Raw genomic sequence first — 19,028 nt, forward strand, 5'->3', positions numbered from 1 at the left:
GATCGGCCTTTTTCTATTGCGATACCGGCGAAAGCCGGTATCCGGTCTCCTCGCCGCTAAGATGCAGCCAATAAGCTAAGCCCGTGTACTTCCTCTACTTTGTTCCCCAAAAAATAGTTAGCTCCAGCTTCCTCAATTTTATTAATGTTGCGCAGTCGATCCGAGGGGCTTAAAACGCCTTTATTTCCCCGATTTACGACATGGGTATAAATTTCAGTAGTACTAACATCCGAATGCCCTAGCAGTTCCTGAATCGTACGCAAGTCATAACCCGCTTCGAGCAAGTGAGTCGCAAAACTATGGCGAAATGCATGGCAACGAGCCGGTTTGTTGACTCCCGCTAGCTTGACAGCTAAACGAACCTGGCGTGCTAAAGTTGTTGCGTGCATATGGTGCATTCTGTTTTCACCGGAGCGAGGACATTGGCCGATGGTCCTGGAAGGGAAAAGGTATTGCCAGGCGAGTTGTCGGCTTGCACTTGGATACTTTCTTTCCAAAGCGTTAGGTAAATAAACCGAACCAAAACCAGCCAAAAGATCTTGTTGGTGCAATAGGGAAACAGTCTCTATTTGCCTATGTAATTGCACAATTAGCCCGTTGGGTAATATTGTGGTGCGATCCTTATCTCCCTTACCACCTCGAACAAAAATATTATTGCTGTCGAAGTCTATATCCTTTATACGCAAAGAAAGCAGTTCGGCACTGCGAAGACCGCTACCGTACATTAGCTCAACCTGTAATCTGTAAGTGCCTTCAAGATGATCCAAAATTCCTGATATTTCTCTACGGCTATAAACCACAGGCAAGTACTTTTGTTGTTTTGCCAGTTTAAAGTCTAATGCGTGAATATCCCTACCTAAGAATCTCTTGTATAGATATATCAAAGCGTTCAGAGCTATTCGCTGTGTATTTGCGGAGCAAAGACCTTAAACTGCAAGGTGAGAGAGAAACGTCTCAATCTCAACAGCTCCCATATCAGCAGGGTGCATCTTTTTATTGAAATGAATGAAGCGTTTAACCCAATGCGTGTAAGTTTGCTCTGTTCGGTACGATAGTCCTTGTTTTCGGATATGAAATCGCAGATTGTCCATAAAGCGTTCAGGCTTACTTGGAATTTTGTGGCGAATGTCGTCCATGATATTGCTCTTAAACTGTTTTTATATACAGTGTTTGCTCTTTTGTTCTGTTGTCAATATCAGAATTCAAGAGAAGCTTCTCCTATTTCTGGGGGTGAGGGTCTAACTCTTTGACTTTTATAGGGTTGGTAATGTTATAAAGAGCAGAAAAAGCAGGTAGATATATAGTGCCTGCTATATATCTACCTGTTGAGAATTATGCCAAAGCTCTTAACTTTTTGATATTATTGGGTTTTTTAGGTTATCTTGAAAGTGGTGAGTAGAATTATATAGAAGGGTGATATAAAGATGCTTCTTTTGAATTAACTGTTATGAGTAAGGAAAAATCGTGCTAAAACGGAAGTGCCCTGAGTGCGAAAATAAGACTGTTAAAGCCCCCTTAATTAGCGAGCGCTTTGTCTGTGACACCTGTAAGTCTTCATTTATTATAAAGCGCTCATTCAAAATTAAGACTTTCTTGATTGGCATGTTGGTAGTATTGGGGTTACTTTATCTGTCCTTTAATCTACTCCATATTTTAGGTTTTCATCTGCTCCACTTTGGTCTGGTTACCTATATTATCATCCCAATAGTGTTCTCTGTGGTCTTAAAAATAGTGAATATGAAGTGGGGTTCGTTGTCTTTAAGTGGTGTCAGAGGTAGGTTGCGTGAGCACTCATAACAAAGTGCTGAATTTCGTTCCGGCCACAAAAAACGTGGCCTCCACGGGACAGCCTACGCGTTGCTTCGGCTGCCCATTAGCACGGCGTTAAATGCTCAATGGAGAATGAAGTATATGGATGATTTATCGGAAAGATTGAGCAGTATGATACGAAGCTTCGATGAGGAAACTAAAACTCGATTTTGTCATGCAATCATCCAAGCCTCACAAACTGGGCGCTATGAAGCTTGTTGGTGTCAAAGTGGAAAAGAATATAAAGACTGTCATCTCGAAAGGAATAAGCACCGAAAAATAAGTAAAGGAGAAGTAAGAAAAGAGCTATCAAAGATTTTTGACAGTAAAAAATACTGTTCAGCTTCTTTTGATGATAGAAACTGTAAGCTTCCAATAAAAGGTGCACATACAGTGCAACGAGGTAGAGTGCTGTCTAGTATGGCAAAAGATGGTCACGTAGGAACCTTCTATCGGAATATAAATGGTTTTGAACAGCCAAGAGATATAAAAACAGGCATCAAAAAGGAAGCGTCAATATTTTATGGGTTCTGTGAATATCATGATACTGAGCTATTTAAAGACATAGAATTAAATGAATTCATTGCTACACCGGAGAATTGCTGGGCTAGTTCATATCGTGCGGTTTGCCATGAGTACTATCAGAAAAGTGCTGCTAAAAAAGCAGTTATCTGGCAATTAGAAAACTTTGATAAAGGCTATGAGTTGAGTGAACAGTTGATTCTTCAGGGCGAATTGTTTCGCCTAAAAAGAGATGTACTCAAAGGATTTGAAGATATTTCATCAATTAAAAATAAATATGAGAGAGCAAAAGTACAAAGTGAGTATGATTTGCTCTCTTCCTATGTGATTGTGTTGGATGAACCTCTCTGTCTTTCTGTAAGCGCTACAATGTCGCCATATTACAATATCAGTGGAGTCAAGGTTCAGAACTTAGGTGATCCTATGTATCTCTTTCAACATTTTGCTTTGTCTACGGTAACTGTTAATGGTTGTGCTGCTTATGTGGTTTCTTACTTGAAAGAGCATAATGTTATAGAAAAATACTTGGAGGAAGTTTTTGAGAAAGGTTCGGAGTTCGTCAAATCGTGGTTAACGAAGTGTATTTTTGCATACGCAGAAAATGCTTTTTTTAATTTGGATTGGTGGAGTAACCTTAGAGAGTATAAAAAAACTTCGATATACGATCTTGCAATGTCTGAGAATTATACTGTGCACTTTGAAATAGATGACTTGGTCAGTAGTGAAGTACCAGGTTCAATAGTATCCATAGAGCGCATTTAACAAAGCATTGCAGCGGACAAGCCGCTGAATGCGGCGTTAGGCACATAATGAGTATACGTTTAAAAAGTGGCCGTTATTGGGATCCTAGTGTTGATCCATTTTCTTATCAGGGTGCCACTGACAATAATAGAGAGCAGATAGTAGGAAGTGATGTTTGCGGTTGTATTGGCTGTGGTGAAATATATCCACCATCTGAAATTACCAGATGGTGGGATGATGGAGCTACTGCCTGTTGTCCGCGCTGCGGAATGACAGGCGTTGTAGTTGGTTCGGAATCTGGTCTGGCTATCGATATTGAGATGCTAGAAATAGCTGGGGCACACCTTGTTCGCTAGCTTGTACCAAATGCCTAACAAGCGCATGTTACTGGACTGGTTTTCCGCTGCGCTCCAAACCAGCCGCAAATGCGGGCGTTATTGTGGCGGTCAATTTTTAGATAGTTTGTAGTTGCTGCCAGTAACAATCTCTACCTGAACACGCTTCGCCAGAGAGTTTTCCTGCAAGCTGGCACCGCAGTTTTGTTCAAATGCCTTCGTTTTAAGTCAACAGCCCCTGCAAGTCAATTGCACCATTGTGGAGTGCCAATCAGATAGTTAATTGGTGGGGGAAATATGGTATTTTTCCCTGTAAATTTATCGGGCAGTGGCCAGCCAAAGGTGGCTGGCAAAGAGCAAGTAGGTCGGTCAGTGCGCGCCAGCTATAACCAGGCCAAGCAGGCTCGCCCAGACCCTGTGGGGCTAGGCTGGACAGCCTACGCAGCGCGCTTCGCACGCAAACGCTCCGGCTGCCCCTGTTGGCAACGTTAAGGCTCAATCTGACATGGAGGTTCTGAATGGAACTTGAAGGTTCTGGAAGAAGAGTATTAGAGGTTTTAGTTCCTCATCTAAGTAAAGTTGTCCCTGGAAAACCCGAAACCTACCTGGGTTATAAGCATGTCCACGAAGCGTTGGGGCTTACATATCTTGGCCCTACTTGGGGTGAGAGTCTAAAAAAGCAAGGACTTGCAGCTCTCGCTGATTGGACCCATGAGAATAACCTTCCAGGTATAACCGGAATAATTATAAGCACAGACTCATTTGAACCGGGAAAAGGGTACTTCAAACTCTTTGGTAAGGACGAAGGTGATTACCCTTGGTGGGCTGAAGAAGTAAGAAAATCAAAAGAATTTAATTGGACGCCCTATATTCAAGATGAGTTTGATCTTAAGCCGGTAGACCTTTCTTCGCCGGATAGAGAAGATGTAACGGTTTCGAGAATCATCAGAGATTCAAAGCTATCTGCAAAGGTTAAAGCTTTGAATGACTATGAATGCCAAATCTGCGGTTTGACATTAGAGATGCCTGCGGGGAAAAAATATGCAGAAGCCCACCACATTCAACCGCTTGGTGAGCCACATAGTGGGCCTGATGTGGTCGAAAACATGATCTGTGTTTGTCCAAATCATCATGCCATGCTTGACTATGGAGCAATGCAATTACGTTTGGAAAATATCGTATCAAAGGAAGGTCATGCAATATCGGAACAATTCATTGCATACCATAATGCAAATGTATATCAGCCCTAACAAAGTGCTGCTAGGGACAAACCTACGCTCCGCTCCGGTTTGCCCCAGAGCACGGCGTTATGCTCTTTGGAGGAGAAATTAGTTGAGTTGGTATGGTGCTAGAAGCGTTTATCACTTCGGAGTCAATTCTGAGGGCTTGAATATCTTTGAAGAAAGAGTAGTTTGCATTAAAACCGATTCTTTCAAGAAGGCGCATAGTAGAGCGAGAAAAGAAGCTGAGGAATATGCTGAAAGCAACGGCATTGATATGTATCCAGAGCAAGTTTGTTATAAACAGGATGGCGATAAGCTTATTAAAAATTACGAAGTTTGGTCCGAGTTGTTTCAGTCAAACATGAGTCTTGAATCTTTTTATCAAGAGCGTTATTTAAAGTATTTATATGTCCCAGAACAAGCATAACCAGGCCAGGCAAGATCGCCCAGCCGGAGGCTGGGCTGGACATCCTACGCTTCGCTTCGGCTGCCCTTGCTGGCAACGTTAAAGGTACTCAATAGTGTGGCTCTTAAAATTTTCAAGTAAGCGCAAGGCCATACAGATCTTCAAAAGGGATTTGAGGCGTAAATTGTCAGATGATTGGGGTAACAAGAGGAAGTATTTGGCCTCTGAGGTAACTAATAGTGTTCAAAGCCACTACCCCAAATTATCTAAGTATGAAATGTACGCAATATACATGTGGTCAGAGAAAAAGCAGTTTGATAAATATTGTACAGAATCTAACATAAGCCTTACCTCAATCGAGGCTAGGAAAGAAATTGGATCTGTTGTGATCTCCATGAGTAATAACGATTCTTCCGGATTAGAATTAGATTCTAGCAACGACTTTTCTGGCTCAGGAGGTTTGGATTGAACCCATCTTTAACAAGCAAAGGCACCCGACATCAAAACCGTCGCTTTGCTATGGTTTTGATGCAGGTGCTTTAAGCGTTAAGCACCATGGAGAACTTAGTGCAAAATTTAATCTCAGATGTAGTTCTAGGAGCTTCAATCGGGTCATTTATTACGATTGTCGGGATGTGGCTAGCGAATCGTTACCAGTTAAAATCAAAAAAAGAAGATAGAGAACATTCTTTAAAGTCAGGTATATATTTGGCGGCAGCAGAACAACTGGTGACTTCTAAGCTAATGATAATGAAACTTCCGAATATATCGCAGCAAGAAATGGAAAGTTCATCAGCTCAGGGAGTGGCTACAGCAAAATTAACCATAGTTGCAGAAAACTCTACTGTACAAGCCGTCACGGAACTCTCTGCTGCTATTGCCCAGGCTATTCTTGCTCTAGTTCCCGAAAAGCTACCATTGGATAACCTTAGAACAGATATTCAGATTTTATCTTCTCAACTGGATGGTAACTTCCAGAAACAGAATCAAATGCTTAATGAAATGACTGCATACAACCTTAGGGGGGATAGTGACCCGAGACTGTGGAAAGCATTACAAGATAATTTTGATCACTATTCATCGCAGATTGATCATATTGTTAAAAGCAGAGACGCAAAATATACTGAGCTAAACCGAGCTATGAAGGAGTTGTTTGTTAAGTGTATGGAAGCTTCAATAAGCTTGTCAGAGTTAGAAGTTAAAGCCATAACTTGCATACGTAATGAACTTAATATGCCGTTTAATGAGTCAGAGTATCGCAAGACTATAGAGGCGAATAACTCTAAAATGGAAGCAGAATTCAGCAAGTTTTTGGTTCGTGTGCCAGATGCTGCTTAACAAACAGCTCAATCCGACCTCCACTGCGTTGCTCGTTTTGTGCTCTTCCGCTACGCTCGCACAAAACAACCAACTCCGTTCCGGCGGCTTAGCTGAGCGTTAAAACTCAAAAGGAACCTGAGGTTTGATCGAAAAAATTAAGGCGGTTTATAGCCGAAATATCACAGCAAGACTTCGTTGGTTGGCAATGCGCGTACCTAGATTAGTTTGGTTCTTTATGGCAATGCTGACATTTGCGTTTGTTCCAATCCTTTTAGTCTTAAAATTTCAGATTTTCGGCTATGACCTTACAGCATTTCGCATGTTTGCAGAATCTGGATTCAGAGATCACCGGTATTTAGGTCTTGCTTCAATTTTATTTTTGTGGAGCTGTTTGGTCGGCTATTTTGCTAACGCAAGTTGGCTGTTCTTTCGTAAGGCTGCGGAGGGCGCGTTTTAACAAGTAAAGGCACGGGACGCCAAAACCGCCGCTTCGCTATGGTTTTGCCGCCCGTGCTTTAGGCGTTATTGTGGCGGTCGGTTTTATTAATTTTTCGTAGTAGCTGAAGGTTTTGTGCCACTAAATAGCACCCAGTATTGAGCAGTTTTTACTGATTGCTATTCAAGCAGTTTCGCTCCTAGAGCGTTCGCTCAGGTGCTGTAAAAAGAGGCAGTCCACAGCAATTTCGTGGAGTGCCAGTAAGATAGGAATTAGTTGGGGAAAGTGCGGTATTCTTTCCTCGTAAATATTGAGCAGCGGCCAGCCAAAGGTGGCTGGCAGAGAGCAAGTAGGTCGTTCAGAGCGCGCCAGCTATAACCAGGCCAGGCAAGCTCGCCCAGCCGGTGGCTGGGCTGGACAGCCTACGCTTTGCTTCGGCTGCCCTTGCTGGCAACGTTATGTGTTTTAAGAAGGGACTGAGCTTTGCCAAAATATCAAATCCCCAGGTCAGCCGGAGAATTTGAGATTCTTGAATCTAAATCTGGTAATCCAATGATATGGAATCGGAAAAAAGGTAAAGGAAAGGTTATGATTCCATGCAGAGATCGTAATCATGCTGAAGAAATATTAGGGAAGTTAAAGGATCTCAAAAATGGAGGTGAACTATGGATTTAAAGCTTGAATTAGACGGTTCGGCGGGTACACATAACCAGTTGCTGTAGTACGTTCCGGCCACAAAAGACGTGGTCTCCACCGGACAGCCTGCACTGTGTTTCGGCTGCCGCTAAGCAAGGCGCTAAGTTTTATACACAAGTTTTTTCAGTTTTATTATAAAAATCAATGAGTTACAGTTTGTACGTTATAGGGGCTACAAATTTGGCTAGATAATTATGCAGGACTGGGTCAGGGACGAAGTGAAAAATCAGGTTATGGGTGATACACGATTGAATAAGCGCTTGTCCAATATTCTCAGTAATTTAAGTTCCGACCCAAAGGGTAGCATTCCCTGTGCAAACAAGTCTTGGGCAGAAACCTTTGCAGCCTATCGATTTATCGAAAATGATAAAGTCAGCTTTGACTCCATTATGAGTGGCCATAAATCAGCCACTCTTGAAAGAATCAAGGTTCAACCAGTTGTTCTTATCCCTCAGGATACCACTTTCCTAAATTTTGCTACCGATTTAGAAAGCAAAGAAATGGGAACACTCCGACGCAAAGAGACTAATCAGCAGCTCCTACATACCTCTATCGCTATAACACCATCCAGAGATAATCTGGGCATTATTGAGGGTAGCATGTGGCAGCGAGATAAAGAATCTAGTGCTAATTCTCGCTATACCAAGTCGATACAAGATAAAGAGAGTCGACGCTGGCTAGACCATTATGAATCAGCTTGTGAGATACAAGAGCGCTGCCCTGAAACCACGATTGTGAGCATCGCGGATAGAGAGGGGGATATTCATGAGTGGTTTCAATTAGCTGAAGATCAAAATGAACAGCGGCGTGCAAGCTATATTGTTCGAGCCAAGGCTAATCGTAGTTTAGAGATCGAAGGAGAAGATACGACTTTACTTTGGGACTATATGACCAAGCAGAAGTCCATCGGGAAATACTCAGTAGGTATCCCCAAAAGGAATGGACAGCCAGAAAGGGAAGCTAAGGTCAGTGTATCCATTGCAGAAGTAAGATTGCAGGGAAAAGGAAAATCAAAACGACCTCTTTCTCTCTACGCAGTCTTTGCTAAGGAATTAAGCCCACCAGAAGGGGGAAAAGGTATTGAATGGATGCTGCTGACCGATCTTGCAGTTGAGGACTTTAAGCAAGCGAGGATCATTATTGAGTGGTATCGAAGTCGATGGGAAATTGAAACCTATTTTCGAGTGCTGAAAGGCGGATGCCAGATAGAAAGTAATCGCTTTAGAACCGAGCAGCGAATGTTGAACTGTATTGCAATCTATATGATTATTGGGTGGCGTCTACACTTCATGACAACACGGGCACGAACGCTTCCTGATACGTCGTGTACGAAATTCTACTCTGAAAAAGAGTGGCGTATGATATGGATAATGCAAGCTAAAACCTCCCCACCCAATGAAGCTCCAAGTATGAGAGATATAACTCGTATGTTGGCAGGACTTGGAGGCTTTCTGGGGCGGAGCGGCGATGGTGAGCCTGGAGTTAAAACCGTTTGGCAGGGGTACACAAAGCTTCTCCATTATATGGAGGCAGCGGAGGCTTTAAATGGACTTGAATGATGTGTATAAAGCACAGGCAAGGCGTTAAGCATACCTATGGACATCATCGAAAAATTGAAAAATTTCTCATCACGTGAAGATATCAAAAACGAAGGTCTTCAATTGACTGATGGGCTAGTGGAAGGGTGGTATGAATGTTCACCAGTTAATTGTGTAGCATTTGCTACAACGGGTGGTGACGGTGTGCATTTTAGTGTCTTCAAAGAGTTAGCGCTAGAAGAATCCCCGATTGTCATGACTGTTCCAATGAACTTCGGAGAAGAAAATTTGGTTATTGCTCGCAGTATGCAAGATTTTCTGAGATTAGGTAGCCGCTACGGATTCTTCGAGCTAGAGCAGCTGTCTTATAATTTTGAATCAACTGCACAAGGTATTCAGGAGGCGAGCAGTAGGGAAGCAGAATCAAAGGCTTTGCTTGCACTAAGTAAAGAATTTGAATTGGCGCCTATTGAGGGTGTTGTTTACTACATCCGCGAAGTCAATGAAGAGTTTTATTCAAGGCTGGAGCTAAAAAATGCTTAACAAGGCCATGTTGTACGCCCAGCGAAGCTGGGCCGGACAGCCAAAAGCTACGCTTCGCTCCACTTTTGTCTGCCGCAAATGGCAACGTTATGTGTAAACTAGTATGAAATTAATTTTTTCCCTCATGGCCCTCGTTTCGATGATGGCGACATCTTTCTTCTTAGGTATGAAGTGGGAAAAGTACCGAATTTTGGAGTCGGACAGCTTGGAGCTCCAGGCTCCGTTCGTACTTCAGTCAGATAAAGGCAATGGCCAATTGCCTGTTGGCACTATTTTGTATCCCTATTCATCTGGGCCCAGTATAGATACCTTTGTCGTCTTCATTAATACTAAGAACTTGAATGCACTAGAACCATTTTCATTTGAAAAGCCCTTTACTATGGTTCCATTGGATGCATACCAAGAGTGAAACACATAACAAGTGACTATGGTCCTTTGTCAAGTATTTAAGCCATTTTCTCATCCCAGTAAGTGTTGTTTTTTACCATCGTATTTAGAATGGTAAGTTGCTTCCTCATACATGCGATAAGGGCTACTTTCTTTGGTTTACCAGCAGCGACCAGGCGCTCATACATTGGCTTTAATTTAGGGTGGCATTGTATTGCTGACATCATAGAAACAAACAAAACCGTGCGTACACGATGTCGCCCACCTCGAATATAGCGCTTACCCTGGAAGCTGCCGCTATCACGATTCATCGGGGCGATACCCACAAGTGCCGCAATCTCTTTGCGGTTCAACTTGCCCAGCTCAGGAAGTTTGCTCATTAGCGTGTAAGCCAGTACATTGCCGACTCCTTTAGCGCTTAATAAGGGATCGCGTTTTTGTCGCCACTCGGCAACACTATTAACAAGTTTATCAAGTTGCTTATCGACCCCTTCTAGCTCTTTCTTGATGGCTTTTAAGATAGCCTGAATGGGCCTGTGAACAGACTTGGGCATTCTCTTGAGGCGATTCTTTTGCATTGTGCTCATCTCTAAGCACTGGTTCCTGACCGTCAGCAAATCACTGATATTTCTTAGTTTTTCTGGTTTGATTGATGACAATCTTGGCTTCATAGCTTCACCAAAATGTGCGATATCAATTGCATCCAGCTTATCTGTTTTGGCAAGCCGCCCCGCTGACTTTGCAAAGTTTCTTACTTGCGCAGGATTGCAAACAACTATCGGCAGTCCAGCTTTATGAGCAGCACAAACGAATTCTAATTCTAGTCTTCCTGTGGACTCGATTAATACTTTTTGAGGTTTAAGCGGTTGTAGTTGTTTGATGGCGTCTTTAATACCTTCTTTGTTATTGGTAACACTAAAGAACTGGCCAGTAGGTCTCACATAAATATCGAGTTGTTTACTGCTGGTATCGATACCGACATTGATCTCTTGAGGTTCCATAAGATAAGCTATCTCCGCCTTGCTATTCGGGCTCGAGGCCCACATGACTATTCGAGTTATGCCTAGTGAGTGCTTATCACGTTCACACTTGCTATCGGTCTTTTGCGAGCCGGCCAGGCAGCGAACTGTGATAAACAAGGCCTTCGGTGGCCGCCGAAGGTGGGTCTCAATTTACCCGTTAGCGAAAAGGATTTTCAACATCAGAATCGGGCAAGAACAACCATACAAGCCGCTCAAGCACTATTCCGGCCGCGAAAAGCGCAGCCTCCACTGGACTCGCTACGCGTTGCTTCGCTCGCCGCTTAGCGGGGCGTTAAATTTCAAGACGAATGATGGAATATTTACCACCAAATTTAAGTTCTGAAGAGATATCATTTGGATTAGTTCACTTAGCTTTATTCTCGAACGAGCAGGCCGAAGAGCGCCAAGTTGGATTTTCAATCGATCGTGAAGGAAATCCATTGTTTGGGTTTGACGAAGGGGATTGGCAGGAGGGTTGGTATGTTATTGGTGCCGAGCTTAACTGTTATGATCCCATATTCATTGATTTAAATGATCCCGACTTCCCTGTGTATACTGCTATGCATGGTTGCGGAGCATGGGAAGAGCATTTGGTTAGTGCGAGTTATGGACAGTTTTTATCAGCTACGCAGACTCTAAAAGAATTGACTCTCAAATATTCCCTAGCAGATTCAGTTCCGGATGAGATTGTCCAGGAGTTTATGGGAAATATCAGTTCCATTACGGGAGGCGGATATCCTTACTTTTGGGGGATGTTTATCCTATTAGAGGAAAGGGATATAGAATTTAACAAGGCGCTAAAAAACGACGCCGATAAAGCTGACGTGTTTTAGCGCGACGTTATGTTTCTGGAGCAATATGCTGAATCCTAATAATTTTGAGAATGAAGTGTCTCCAGCTTCGAGAAAAGTACTCGGAGTTGCTTGTACGCTCATTGGTTTGGCTCTTGCCTTGTCTGCTTGGCTTACAGGTGAAATAGTTGTTGTTATTCTGAGTTTTGTAGCAGGTTTACCTGTAGGCCTAGTTGGGTTGTCTTTACTCTTTGGTAAAGCAAAGCGTGGGAATGGAATATTTTCGTCATTAACCCTTTATGTTATTGGTTCGCTCATCGCATTGGCTTCGGTTGTAGGTGTGTACAATGGACAGCCCAAGACAGGCTTCGGTGTTTTGGTTGCTTTTGGTTGTTTCGCTTTAGCAAGAAAGAGGAGCAATTAACGAAGGCCATGGTAAAACATAGCAAGGCCATTAAATACGTTCCGGGCGCAAATAGCGAGCCCTCCACCGGGCTGCCTACGCTTTGCTTCGGCAGCCGTTTATGACAGCGTTAATGGGCGCGGGTACAATCGAAAACAATGAATAACAAACTAAATATAAATACGTTGGTAATGCTTCTTGTGAGCTTGGCATTCAATTAATTTACTGCCAGCCTAATTGCAACTAACGAAGGACCTTCAGCATATGCTATAGGATTTGTTTTTGGCCGTGCCATAACCAATGTTCTAATTGCTTTTGCAATAGTAGGTATACCTCTTGCCATTTTTCGCCGCGGGAAAAAGAAATTTACTAGAGGGGCTTACATAGTCTGGTGGGTTATCTTTGTTTTGCTAAGTTTAATGGCTTTGTTTGGTAATATGTTGCCGCCGGAGGGTTAAGCCATTAACAAGTTACTCAAGTTCACTCCGGGCCTTCGGCCCTCCGCGGGACAGCTTACCTTGTGCACGTTTTGCACAGGTCGCTGCGCTCCCATTGTCGCGCAAAGTGTGTACAAGGTAAGCTGCCCCTGCCGGCGGCGTTAGCTGCTCCGAATCATTTACACTCAATATCAAGGGACGATGATGAAAGATATAACCAGAATTAATCATGTAGGATTGAGGGTTAGAGATTTGGATGTCTCTCGTGAATTCTATGGCAAGCTAGGTTTTGAGTTTATAGTTGGCCCAGTTGGCCCTGAGCCAGTAGCTATAGTTGAGCATCCATCAGGAGTTAACATCAACTTGATCCTTAATGCTTCAAAGGATGCACCAAGGAAAAATGTGCTAATGGAAGGTGATATGAAATATCCAGGCTATACGCACATCGCTTTAGAAATAACAGACTATGATTCAGCCAAAAGTAACGTCGAAGCTCTGGGTTTTCCTATAACAGGGGAAGCCGAATACAACGGTGCTCAGTTTTTCTTTATAAGAGATCCAGATGGCAATGTTATAGAGTTCCATCAACCAGCACGCAGCTAACAAAGCATTCAAGGTGACGCCTACGGCGGACCTGAATGCGGCGTTAAGTGAAAACGTAGTTCCAGAGTATGAGCAAAGAATTCCCCAAAATTGAAAAGTACATAATAGCTAGTGATGTCGGTAGTGATAGGGATGGCATCGGTGTTGAGGTATACACCGGAAAGGATATGGTGTTGGAGGTTTTTCGTGATGACTCCAAAAAAACTAGAGAAGTTACTCTTTACAAAAAGGATCTTGATTTAGAGCTAGTAGAGCAAACTATTGCTCTATTTAAAAAGGAAATTCCATGGGATTTTCAAGATTAGCCTTAATCTCACATAACAAGGTGGTGTTGTCGCCTCGGCTGGGACTGCCATTCCGCTGGCGCTCCATGTCAGCCCCAAACCACGGCTTATGAATTCATGAGAAATACTAAATCAATACTACTTCTAGTTCTCTTGGGGCTGACCGCTTGTAGTAATAAGCCGTCCGGCGGGTTCATGCGTGGAGGTGTGCCTATGGTTGTCGGTATGTTTGAAAGTTACTATGGCAATCATGTTCAAGTTGTCGATTATATGTACAAACCACCCAGAGGCAATGCTTTAGTATTAATTCCATCAAAAGATCATGTTAATTTATAGACACGGCCTCCAGCTAACGTATTGAGTTTACTGTTATTCTCCGACTCAGCAATTAGAAATGGCAGGGTTCACTCCGAGATGGAAGGGTGTATTGGTAAGACTACCTATGTGTCTGGGCTAGTCGGCATTTTTTCTGGGTTACCTGCAATTGAAGAGATTCGTGAAGTGGCGTGCTAAATTCATACCAAACGCAAGCAGGATGCTCCGCCCCTTCGGGCCTCCGCGGGACGCCCAACGCAGTGCACATTTTGTGCGGATCGCTGCGCTCCCAGTTTCGCACAAAATGTGCACAGCATTGGCAGCCCCTGTTTCGGGCGTTATGTTTTTATTGATTCTTAGCTTCAATTTTAAATTTGTGATGGCTAAAGGGATTTAGTGTGAAAGAAGATATAGCCGAGTAAAAAAGTGAATTTAAGGCTAAGTTATTGTTCTGGAATAACATCAAAAGTAAAAAACTTAAAGTAGCCTTAATAGTTCTGTTTGTTGGCCTCGTAGGTTTGAAAGTTTTTACAAGCGTTTTGACGCTCGACTGGCTAGTAAGTTTTTTCAATTGATAAAACAGTGTAGTAAAACATAACAAAGCACTCAAGAACGGACAAAAAACAGTTGGCTGTTGTTCACTACGTTCACTATTTTAGCCAACAATGTTTTGCCGCTTAGTGCGGCGTTATGCAGCAAAGGAGAAATGTAGATGATTGTTGATGCTTGGGCACAGCACCCAACATTACGGCACTCGCAAGATCCAGTCTTCGAGTCGCTACGCAGGTGGACGAAGATGCCTATGCCGACAACAGAAATCCCGATAGAGATGACTCTCGGAATGATGGATCAAGGTGGTGTGGATCGCAGCCTGATATCGGCTTGGGTTGCTCCCCGAAATGTCATGATCTCCAATGATGAAGTCGCAGGTTTCATGGCTAAGGCACCTGACAGGTTGGTTGGCGTGGGGTCAGTGGACATCTCGAAGCCGATGGAGGCTGTTCGAGAGATCCGACGTTGCGTAAACGAACTAGGTTTCAAAGCGATTCGGGTTTTGCCCTGGATTTGGGAGGTGCCGCCGATCGATCGCCGGTTTTATCCCGTGTACACAGCATGCTGTGATCTTGGTGTTCCGTTCTGCACCCAGATTGGTCACACCGGGCCGCTCATGCCGTCGGAGGTTGGTCGACCTATCTACCTAGATCAGGTGGCCCTGGATTTTCCTGAGCTAAAAATCGTCGGTGGTCACATTGGCTACCCTTGGACAGATGAGGCTATTGCGGTGGCTACAAAGCACGAAAACGTATACATCGACACGTCAGCGTACACCGCTAAGAAATACCCACAGCCTCTAGTCGAGTTTATGCGAGGACATGGCCGCAACAAAGTTCTCTTCGGCACAAATTACCCAATGATCATGCCCGCCAAAGCGCTCGAGAATCTTCCAGAGCTGGCGTTGGGAGAAGATGTGGAGGAGCTTTTCTTGAGTGGTAACGCATGCCGAGTATTCAATTTATAGTCAGAGCGGTGTGGCCTAACAGGCACTGCCTGGGACAAACCTACGCTGCGCTTCGGTTTGCCCCAGAGCGCGGCGTAAGGTGTAAGACTTACCCACGTTTAGTAGACACCCTGTATAGTTAGGTTTAGGCCTAATACGAAATTTAACATGGGTTTGGTTATTCACGCGGGTTCAAATGTAAAGCTCTTCTGTTGCAGCTCAACCATTTTTTCAAATGGCGCTAACAATTTTAAAAAATTGTTATTCCCCTCTAGCAATTGCATTGCCATGGCGATACTTTCAATTGTCGATAGCCCGTCTGCTACAGAAGTTTTACGGATTTCATAATTTGATTTTAGGCCCCCACCAAGATTGATCCGTGGAAGACGTTGCAATTGAGGATTGAGGTGGAGAATTTTTTTGGATTTCTTCCAGGTTGCATCTAGCACGATCAGCTGCTTAACAGGTGCTTGTTTACTTGAAGTTTTATTAGATTGGTGATTATTAGAGTTCAGCTCGCCACTGTCAGGTAACCATTCCAGGGATGGGTAGAGTAGGGCGGAGGGCGTGCAAAGCAAAGTATTTAGCTGATGGGTCGATAGGCTCTCGGCTATCATCATTTCGCTGTTACTCAGGCATAGGTGTGCCATACGTCCTGTATTGAATGGGTGCTTCTCCTCCTGCGGGTGCTGTATGATCACCACTTTTATGGTGCTTGTTAGGCTAACCAATGCGCTGCAATAGCAAACATTGGGTGGGCGCAGGCAAGTATTGCAGGTTTCTCTGGGCATTTTTCGACTACTGAGTACAGGCAGGTTTATGGGAGTTACGCAGCCTTCTTATAAGGTTCAATGGTTGGCAGATATTGAGATTCCGCTAGCGAACAAATTCTATCGCATGCATGGATTTCGTGGCAAAGCCAAGCGACATGAAGATTGTGCAGTCGTGCGTAACGAGCGAGGTGAGGTGATCGGCTGTGGCTACCTGCGTAGATATGAATCTTTTAAATTACTTGCAGGGGTTGCGGTGGCCCCTGAGTACCAGGGGCGGGGAGTCGCGCGTTTATTGCTAGCACTCCTGGCTAAGAGGTTTGATAGGAATACCTATACCTTTCCCTATATCCACTTAGAGTCTTTTTATTTGTCGCTGGGCTTTGAGGTAGTGGAGGCCGAATTGCTGCCAACCCCTGTAGCTGAACTGTATAGTAGCTACCTGAATCAAGGGCGCTCCATATCAGCAATGGGTTATAGATAGCTGTTTTTTGGGTTTATATTTCTCTAAATGATTGAGTGCAGAGTATATATACCCTTTGTGCGATTTAATTGAAATTTTATAACTTTCCTCACAATCAGATAATAAACTGGGCATCATCATTAAGATGCTGCCCAGACCGTCCAGAAGACGTTGGTTTCTCAGGTAGGTAATCTGTACGCTGTGCTCCGTTTGGTACAATTAATTTTTAAGTAGGGTAGTTGCAGTTTACACTGATTGAGTGTTGACGTTTGTGATTACTTAATCCGTACAGGGACTGGATATTGTCCGGTGGCTGTCATCGTTATTCTCCAGCAGAGTCTAGACAGCGGTGTTGATGACCTCCCAGTCGATAGTTACAGAGCTGATCATTGCTGAAGTCACTATTACTGAAGTCACTTAGAGGGCTGCAGGGCTTGCACTTTCTTTTAGGCTGCTCCTGTCGCCCGTGATGTGGATGGCACTTGTGGGGTGGGTGCTGACAGTGAGATCCAGAGGCTTCACTGGAAAAATAGATGTTATCGATCTCAATATTAGTGATATCTCCTTCTACACCTAATATTTCAAATAACTGAATCACGTTGGACATATCCACTTCATCGCTGAAGTCGCTGACTGGGATGGATATTTGATGCCATTGGCCGTCACGGACAAATTCATAGGGATCAGGGTTTTTGTTAAATTCGATCCACTTTTGTTCAACATTATTGATGCTGCCACTCTTCATGCCGACTTTAAAAGGGGTGTCACTGCTGGTTTTAAGGAAAAAATTTAGTGTGGCTCTATCGTTATCGTAAGCGGATAGGTCGTGGTAGCTGTTGGCGGTAAATGCCATGCCAAACCAGCCGGCTCCAGAGGATTGGTAGGAGAGGGACTTTTCGCCTTCGAATGGTGATTGAGAGACTTCCAGCAGGGTGTTTTCCCACACGAATAAATTGCCATCGCTACCCAGCTTAAAAGTCGAATCGGCTTCGAGCGTTTCACTGTATACGGAAAAAATGCCAGCGGGGATAGTCTTTGCCTCTCCCTCACTGAAGTAAATTTCATCAATGGCCAAGGTGAACCCCTCTGCAGGTGCGTCACCACGAACCATTATGGTCTGGCTAATGGTGTGGAAGTCCACAGCATATTTGCTTAGCGGAATGCTGACCAAGTGCCATTGTCCATCTCGTTTTAACCCATAGTCTTCACCGCCATCGATTAAATCAACCCAACTATCGCTACCACTGCCAGTGCTGGCGATACCAATCCCAATCGTTTCAGTGCTGCTGGTCTTGATACGTAAGTTTAAGTGACCATTTTGATAGTGCATCATATTTAGGTCGTAGTGCATCCAAAAACCCATGCCAAACCAATCGCCAGCGTCAATATTAAATTCCAAGGCCTCATTGTCATCAACACTTGCGGTGGATTCCATATTGTTCCAGATATAGAGTTCGGTATGGGTGCCAAGCTGCAAAGACTCAGAGATATCTTCACCGTCACCGTATATGCTTAGGTTGCCGAATTTTGCCTTGTCTTCGGCCAGGGTGATTTCTGTGTTGTAGTTATTATCGTCGTTATCATAGATACGGATATAATCCACATACATTTTGGCGGGCATCGGTGCGGTGATTTCTTCATTGCGAAAGATCTGTGGGAAAATACCACCCACAGCGAGGTTGAGTATCAGGAAGTGTTCTTGACGAAACTCATCAAACGCCGGGTCTTCACTGCCAATGCTGATGATTTCGTTGGCTTCATCGTCCACCCACATCGTAATATGGTCGGGTGTCCAAGTCATACCAAAAATATGGTAACCCTCGGTTAAATCCCTACTGTAGCCAAAATCTTTGATGAGGTTTTTACTTTGACCGTAATCCGCTTGTCCTGTGTATTCATCGGACTCATGATGCCAGTGGAAGGCACTGGAAATCGCTGAATTGACACTGCCGCTTTCGAGCGCCTCGGCCATGCCGGCTTCGAGAATATCCAGTTCACCGCATGCGGGCCAGCCGACCTGCCCATAGTTATTACCGAGCTGCCAAAAAGCCGGCCAGAGACCGGCGTTGAGATCAGGTAGTTTGATGCGGGCCTCAATCGTACCGTATCGATAAGAGAGTCGACCAATCGTTTTCAGGCGGGCAGATGTAAAACTGCCGTCAGTATTGCGTTGTGCCTGAATAACCAGGTTACCATCTTCAATATAGGCATTATTACTATTGCCCGTGTAGTCTTGTAGTTCGTTATTGCCCCAGCCCCAACTGCCTACATCGTAAGTCCAGACGGATTTATTAATACTGTTTCCTTCAAAATTATCTTCCCAGATTAAAGTTTTTGCGTTGATTAATGGAGAAGCGCAGCTTCCCAGGATAGTCATAACCATCACTGATTGTTTTATTCGCATAGCTTTTTATTCTTTTTTGGCTATCAAAGGGGTATCGTTGATTTTTTTATCGACGAATAAAGCCTAACAAATAGCGGGTTAT

Annotated in this window: 20 protein-coding genes and 1 pseudogene; 16 read left to right on the forward strand and 5 right to left on the reverse strand. The window is 43.9% G+C overall.

Annotation, left to right across the window (positions count from 1 at the left end; translation table 11 throughout):
- Positions 1 to 56 precede the first annotated feature (56 nt).
- Together ACJJI0_RS21385 and ACJJI0_RS21390 are read right to left on the reverse strand one after the other, a co-directional pair.
- Positions 57 to 905, reverse strand: a pseudogene (locus ACJJI0_RS21385) (integron integrase); the annotation flags it as partial.
- Positions 906 to 926: 21 nt separating this feature from the next.
- On the reverse strand, positions 927 to 1,136 hold the full coding sequence (locus ACJJI0_RS21390; protein WP_444884116.1) for a site-specific integrase: 210 nt from the start codon (positions 1,134 to 1,136) through the stop codon (positions 927 to 929).
- Between the two features lie 775 nt (positions 1,137 to 1,911).
- Here ACJJI0_RS21390 and ACJJI0_RS21395 point away from each other — a divergent pair.
- The 10 genes from ACJJI0_RS21395 (at position 1,912) to ACJJI0_RS21435 (ending at position 9,569) form a co-directional block, all read left to right on the forward strand.
- Positions 1,912 to 3,093: an SEC-C metal-binding domain-containing protein gene (locus tag ACJJI0_RS21395; RefSeq protein WP_444884117.1), complete on the forward strand. Its 1,182-nt coding sequence runs from the start codon at positions 1,912 to 1,914 to the stop codon at positions 3,091 to 3,093.
- 47 nt (positions 3,094 to 3,140) lie between these two features.
- A complete protein-coding gene (locus ACJJI0_RS21400; protein WP_444884118.1) occupies positions 3,141 to 3,428 on the forward strand; it encodes a hypothetical protein in 288 nt (95 codons plus the stop codon).
- A gap of 276 nt (positions 3,429 to 3,704) precedes the next feature.
- The gene (locus tag ACJJI0_RS21405) at positions 3,705 to 3,899 is read left to right on the forward strand and encodes a hypothetical protein (RefSeq protein ID WP_444884119.1); all 195 of its coding nucleotides are present in this window, start codon (positions 3,705 to 3,707) and stop codon (positions 3,897 to 3,899) included.
- A 26-nt stretch (positions 3,900 to 3,925) separates the two neighbouring features.
- Positions 3,926 to 4,657 (forward strand): HNH endonuclease, encoded by a 732-nt coding sequence (locus ACJJI0_RS21410; protein WP_444884120.1) that lies wholly within the window; start codon positions 3,926 to 3,928, stop codon positions 4,655 to 4,657.
- An 82-nt stretch (positions 4,658 to 4,739) separates the two neighbouring features.
- On the forward strand, positions 4,740 to 5,057 hold the full coding sequence (locus tag ACJJI0_RS21415) for a hypothetical protein (protein WP_444884121.1): 318 nt from the start codon (positions 4,740 to 4,742) through the stop codon (positions 5,055 to 5,057).
- 94 nt (positions 5,058 to 5,151) lie between these two features.
- Positions 5,152 to 5,505 carry a DUF6559 family protein gene (locus ACJJI0_RS21960; RefSeq protein WP_507021904.1) on the forward strand — a complete coding sequence of 118 codons (354 nt, stop codon included), beginning with the start codon at positions 5,152 to 5,154 and terminating at the stop codon, positions 5,503 to 5,505.
- Positions 5,506 to 5,603: 98 nt separating this feature from the next.
- A complete protein-coding gene (locus ACJJI0_RS21420; RefSeq protein WP_444884122.1) occupies positions 5,604 to 6,374 on the forward strand; it encodes a hypothetical protein in 771 nt (256 codons plus the stop codon).
- Between the two features lie 124 nt (positions 6,375 to 6,498).
- Positions 6,499 to 6,813 carry a hypothetical protein gene (locus ACJJI0_RS21425; protein ID WP_444884123.1) on the forward strand — a complete coding sequence of 105 codons (315 nt, stop codon included), beginning with the start codon at positions 6,499 to 6,501 and terminating at the stop codon, positions 6,811 to 6,813.
- 869 nt (positions 6,814 to 7,682) lie between these two features.
- Positions 7,683 to 9,047 (forward strand): IS4 family transposase, encoded by a 1,365-nt coding sequence (locus ACJJI0_RS21430; protein ID WP_444884124.1) that lies wholly within the window; start codon positions 7,683 to 7,685, stop codon positions 9,045 to 9,047.
- A gap of 36 nt (positions 9,048 to 9,083) precedes the next feature.
- Positions 9,084 to 9,569: a hypothetical protein gene (locus tag ACJJI0_RS21435; protein WP_444884125.1), complete on the forward strand. Its 486-nt coding sequence runs from the start codon at positions 9,084 to 9,086 to the stop codon at positions 9,567 to 9,569.
- A 446-nt stretch (positions 9,570 to 10,015) separates the two neighbouring features.
- On the opposite strand, the gene ACJJI0_RS21440 is transcribed toward ACJJI0_RS21435, so the two are convergent.
- The gene (locus ACJJI0_RS21440; protein WP_444884126.1) at positions 10,016 to 10,957 is read right to left on the reverse strand and encodes an IS110 family RNA-guided transposase; all 942 of its coding nucleotides are present in this window, start codon (positions 10,955 to 10,957) and stop codon (positions 10,016 to 10,018) included.
- A 332-nt stretch (positions 10,958 to 11,289) separates the two neighbouring features.
- Between ACJJI0_RS21440 and ACJJI0_RS21445 the strand changes: the two genes are divergently transcribed.
- From ACJJI0_RS21445 to ACJJI0_RS21465, 5 genes are all read left to right on the forward strand, one after another.
- Complete coding sequence (locus tag ACJJI0_RS21445; RefSeq protein WP_444884127.1) at positions 11,290 to 11,811, forward strand: hypothetical protein; 522 nt, start codon at positions 11,290 to 11,292, stop codon at positions 11,809 to 11,811.
- 25 nt (positions 11,812 to 11,836) lie between these two features.
- A complete protein-coding gene (locus ACJJI0_RS21450; RefSeq protein ID WP_444884128.1) occupies positions 11,837 to 12,193 on the forward strand; it encodes a hypothetical protein in 357 nt (118 codons plus the stop codon).
- 620 nt (positions 12,194 to 12,813) lie between these two features.
- The gene (locus tag ACJJI0_RS21455; protein WP_252082786.1) at positions 12,814 to 13,212 is read left to right on the forward strand and encodes a VOC family protein; all 399 of its coding nucleotides are present in this window, start codon (positions 12,814 to 12,816) and stop codon (positions 13,210 to 13,212) included.
- A gap of 68 nt (positions 13,213 to 13,280) precedes the next feature.
- Positions 13,281 to 13,517: a hypothetical protein gene (locus tag ACJJI0_RS21460; RefSeq protein WP_252082784.1), complete on the forward strand. Its 237-nt coding sequence runs from the start codon at positions 13,281 to 13,283 to the stop codon at positions 13,515 to 13,517.
- Positions 13,518 to 14,523: 1,006 nt separating this feature from the next.
- Positions 14,524 to 15,330 carry an amidohydrolase family protein gene (locus tag ACJJI0_RS21465; protein ID WP_252082782.1) on the forward strand — a complete coding sequence of 269 codons (807 nt, stop codon included), beginning with the start codon at positions 14,524 to 14,526 and terminating at the stop codon, positions 15,328 to 15,330.
- A gap of 161 nt (positions 15,331 to 15,491) precedes the next feature.
- On the opposite strand, the gene ACJJI0_RS21470 is transcribed toward ACJJI0_RS21465, so the two are convergent.
- A complete protein-coding gene (locus ACJJI0_RS21470) occupies positions 15,492 to 16,100 on the reverse strand; it encodes a tRNA-uridine aminocarboxypropyltransferase (RefSeq protein WP_252082781.1) in 609 nt (202 codons plus the stop codon).
- Between the two features lie 28 nt (positions 16,101 to 16,128).
- Here ACJJI0_RS21470 and ACJJI0_RS21475 point away from each other — a divergent pair, with 28 nt between their 5' ends.
- Positions 16,129 to 16,563 carry a GNAT family N-acetyltransferase gene (locus ACJJI0_RS21475; RefSeq protein WP_252082780.1) on the forward strand — a complete coding sequence of 145 codons (435 nt, stop codon included), beginning with the start codon at positions 16,129 to 16,131 and terminating at the stop codon, positions 16,561 to 16,563.
- Between the two features lie 301 nt (positions 16,564 to 16,864).
- On the opposite strand, the gene ACJJI0_RS21480 is transcribed toward ACJJI0_RS21475, so the two are convergent.
- A complete protein-coding gene (locus ACJJI0_RS21480) occupies positions 16,865 to 18,946 on the reverse strand; it encodes a glycoside hydrolase family 16 protein (RefSeq protein ID WP_444884129.1) in 2,082 nt (693 codons plus the stop codon).
- Positions 18,947 to 19,028: the final 82 nt, after the last annotated feature.

The sequence above is a fragment of the Microbulbifer mixtoriginis (SeqCode) genome (assembly GCF_052466695.1).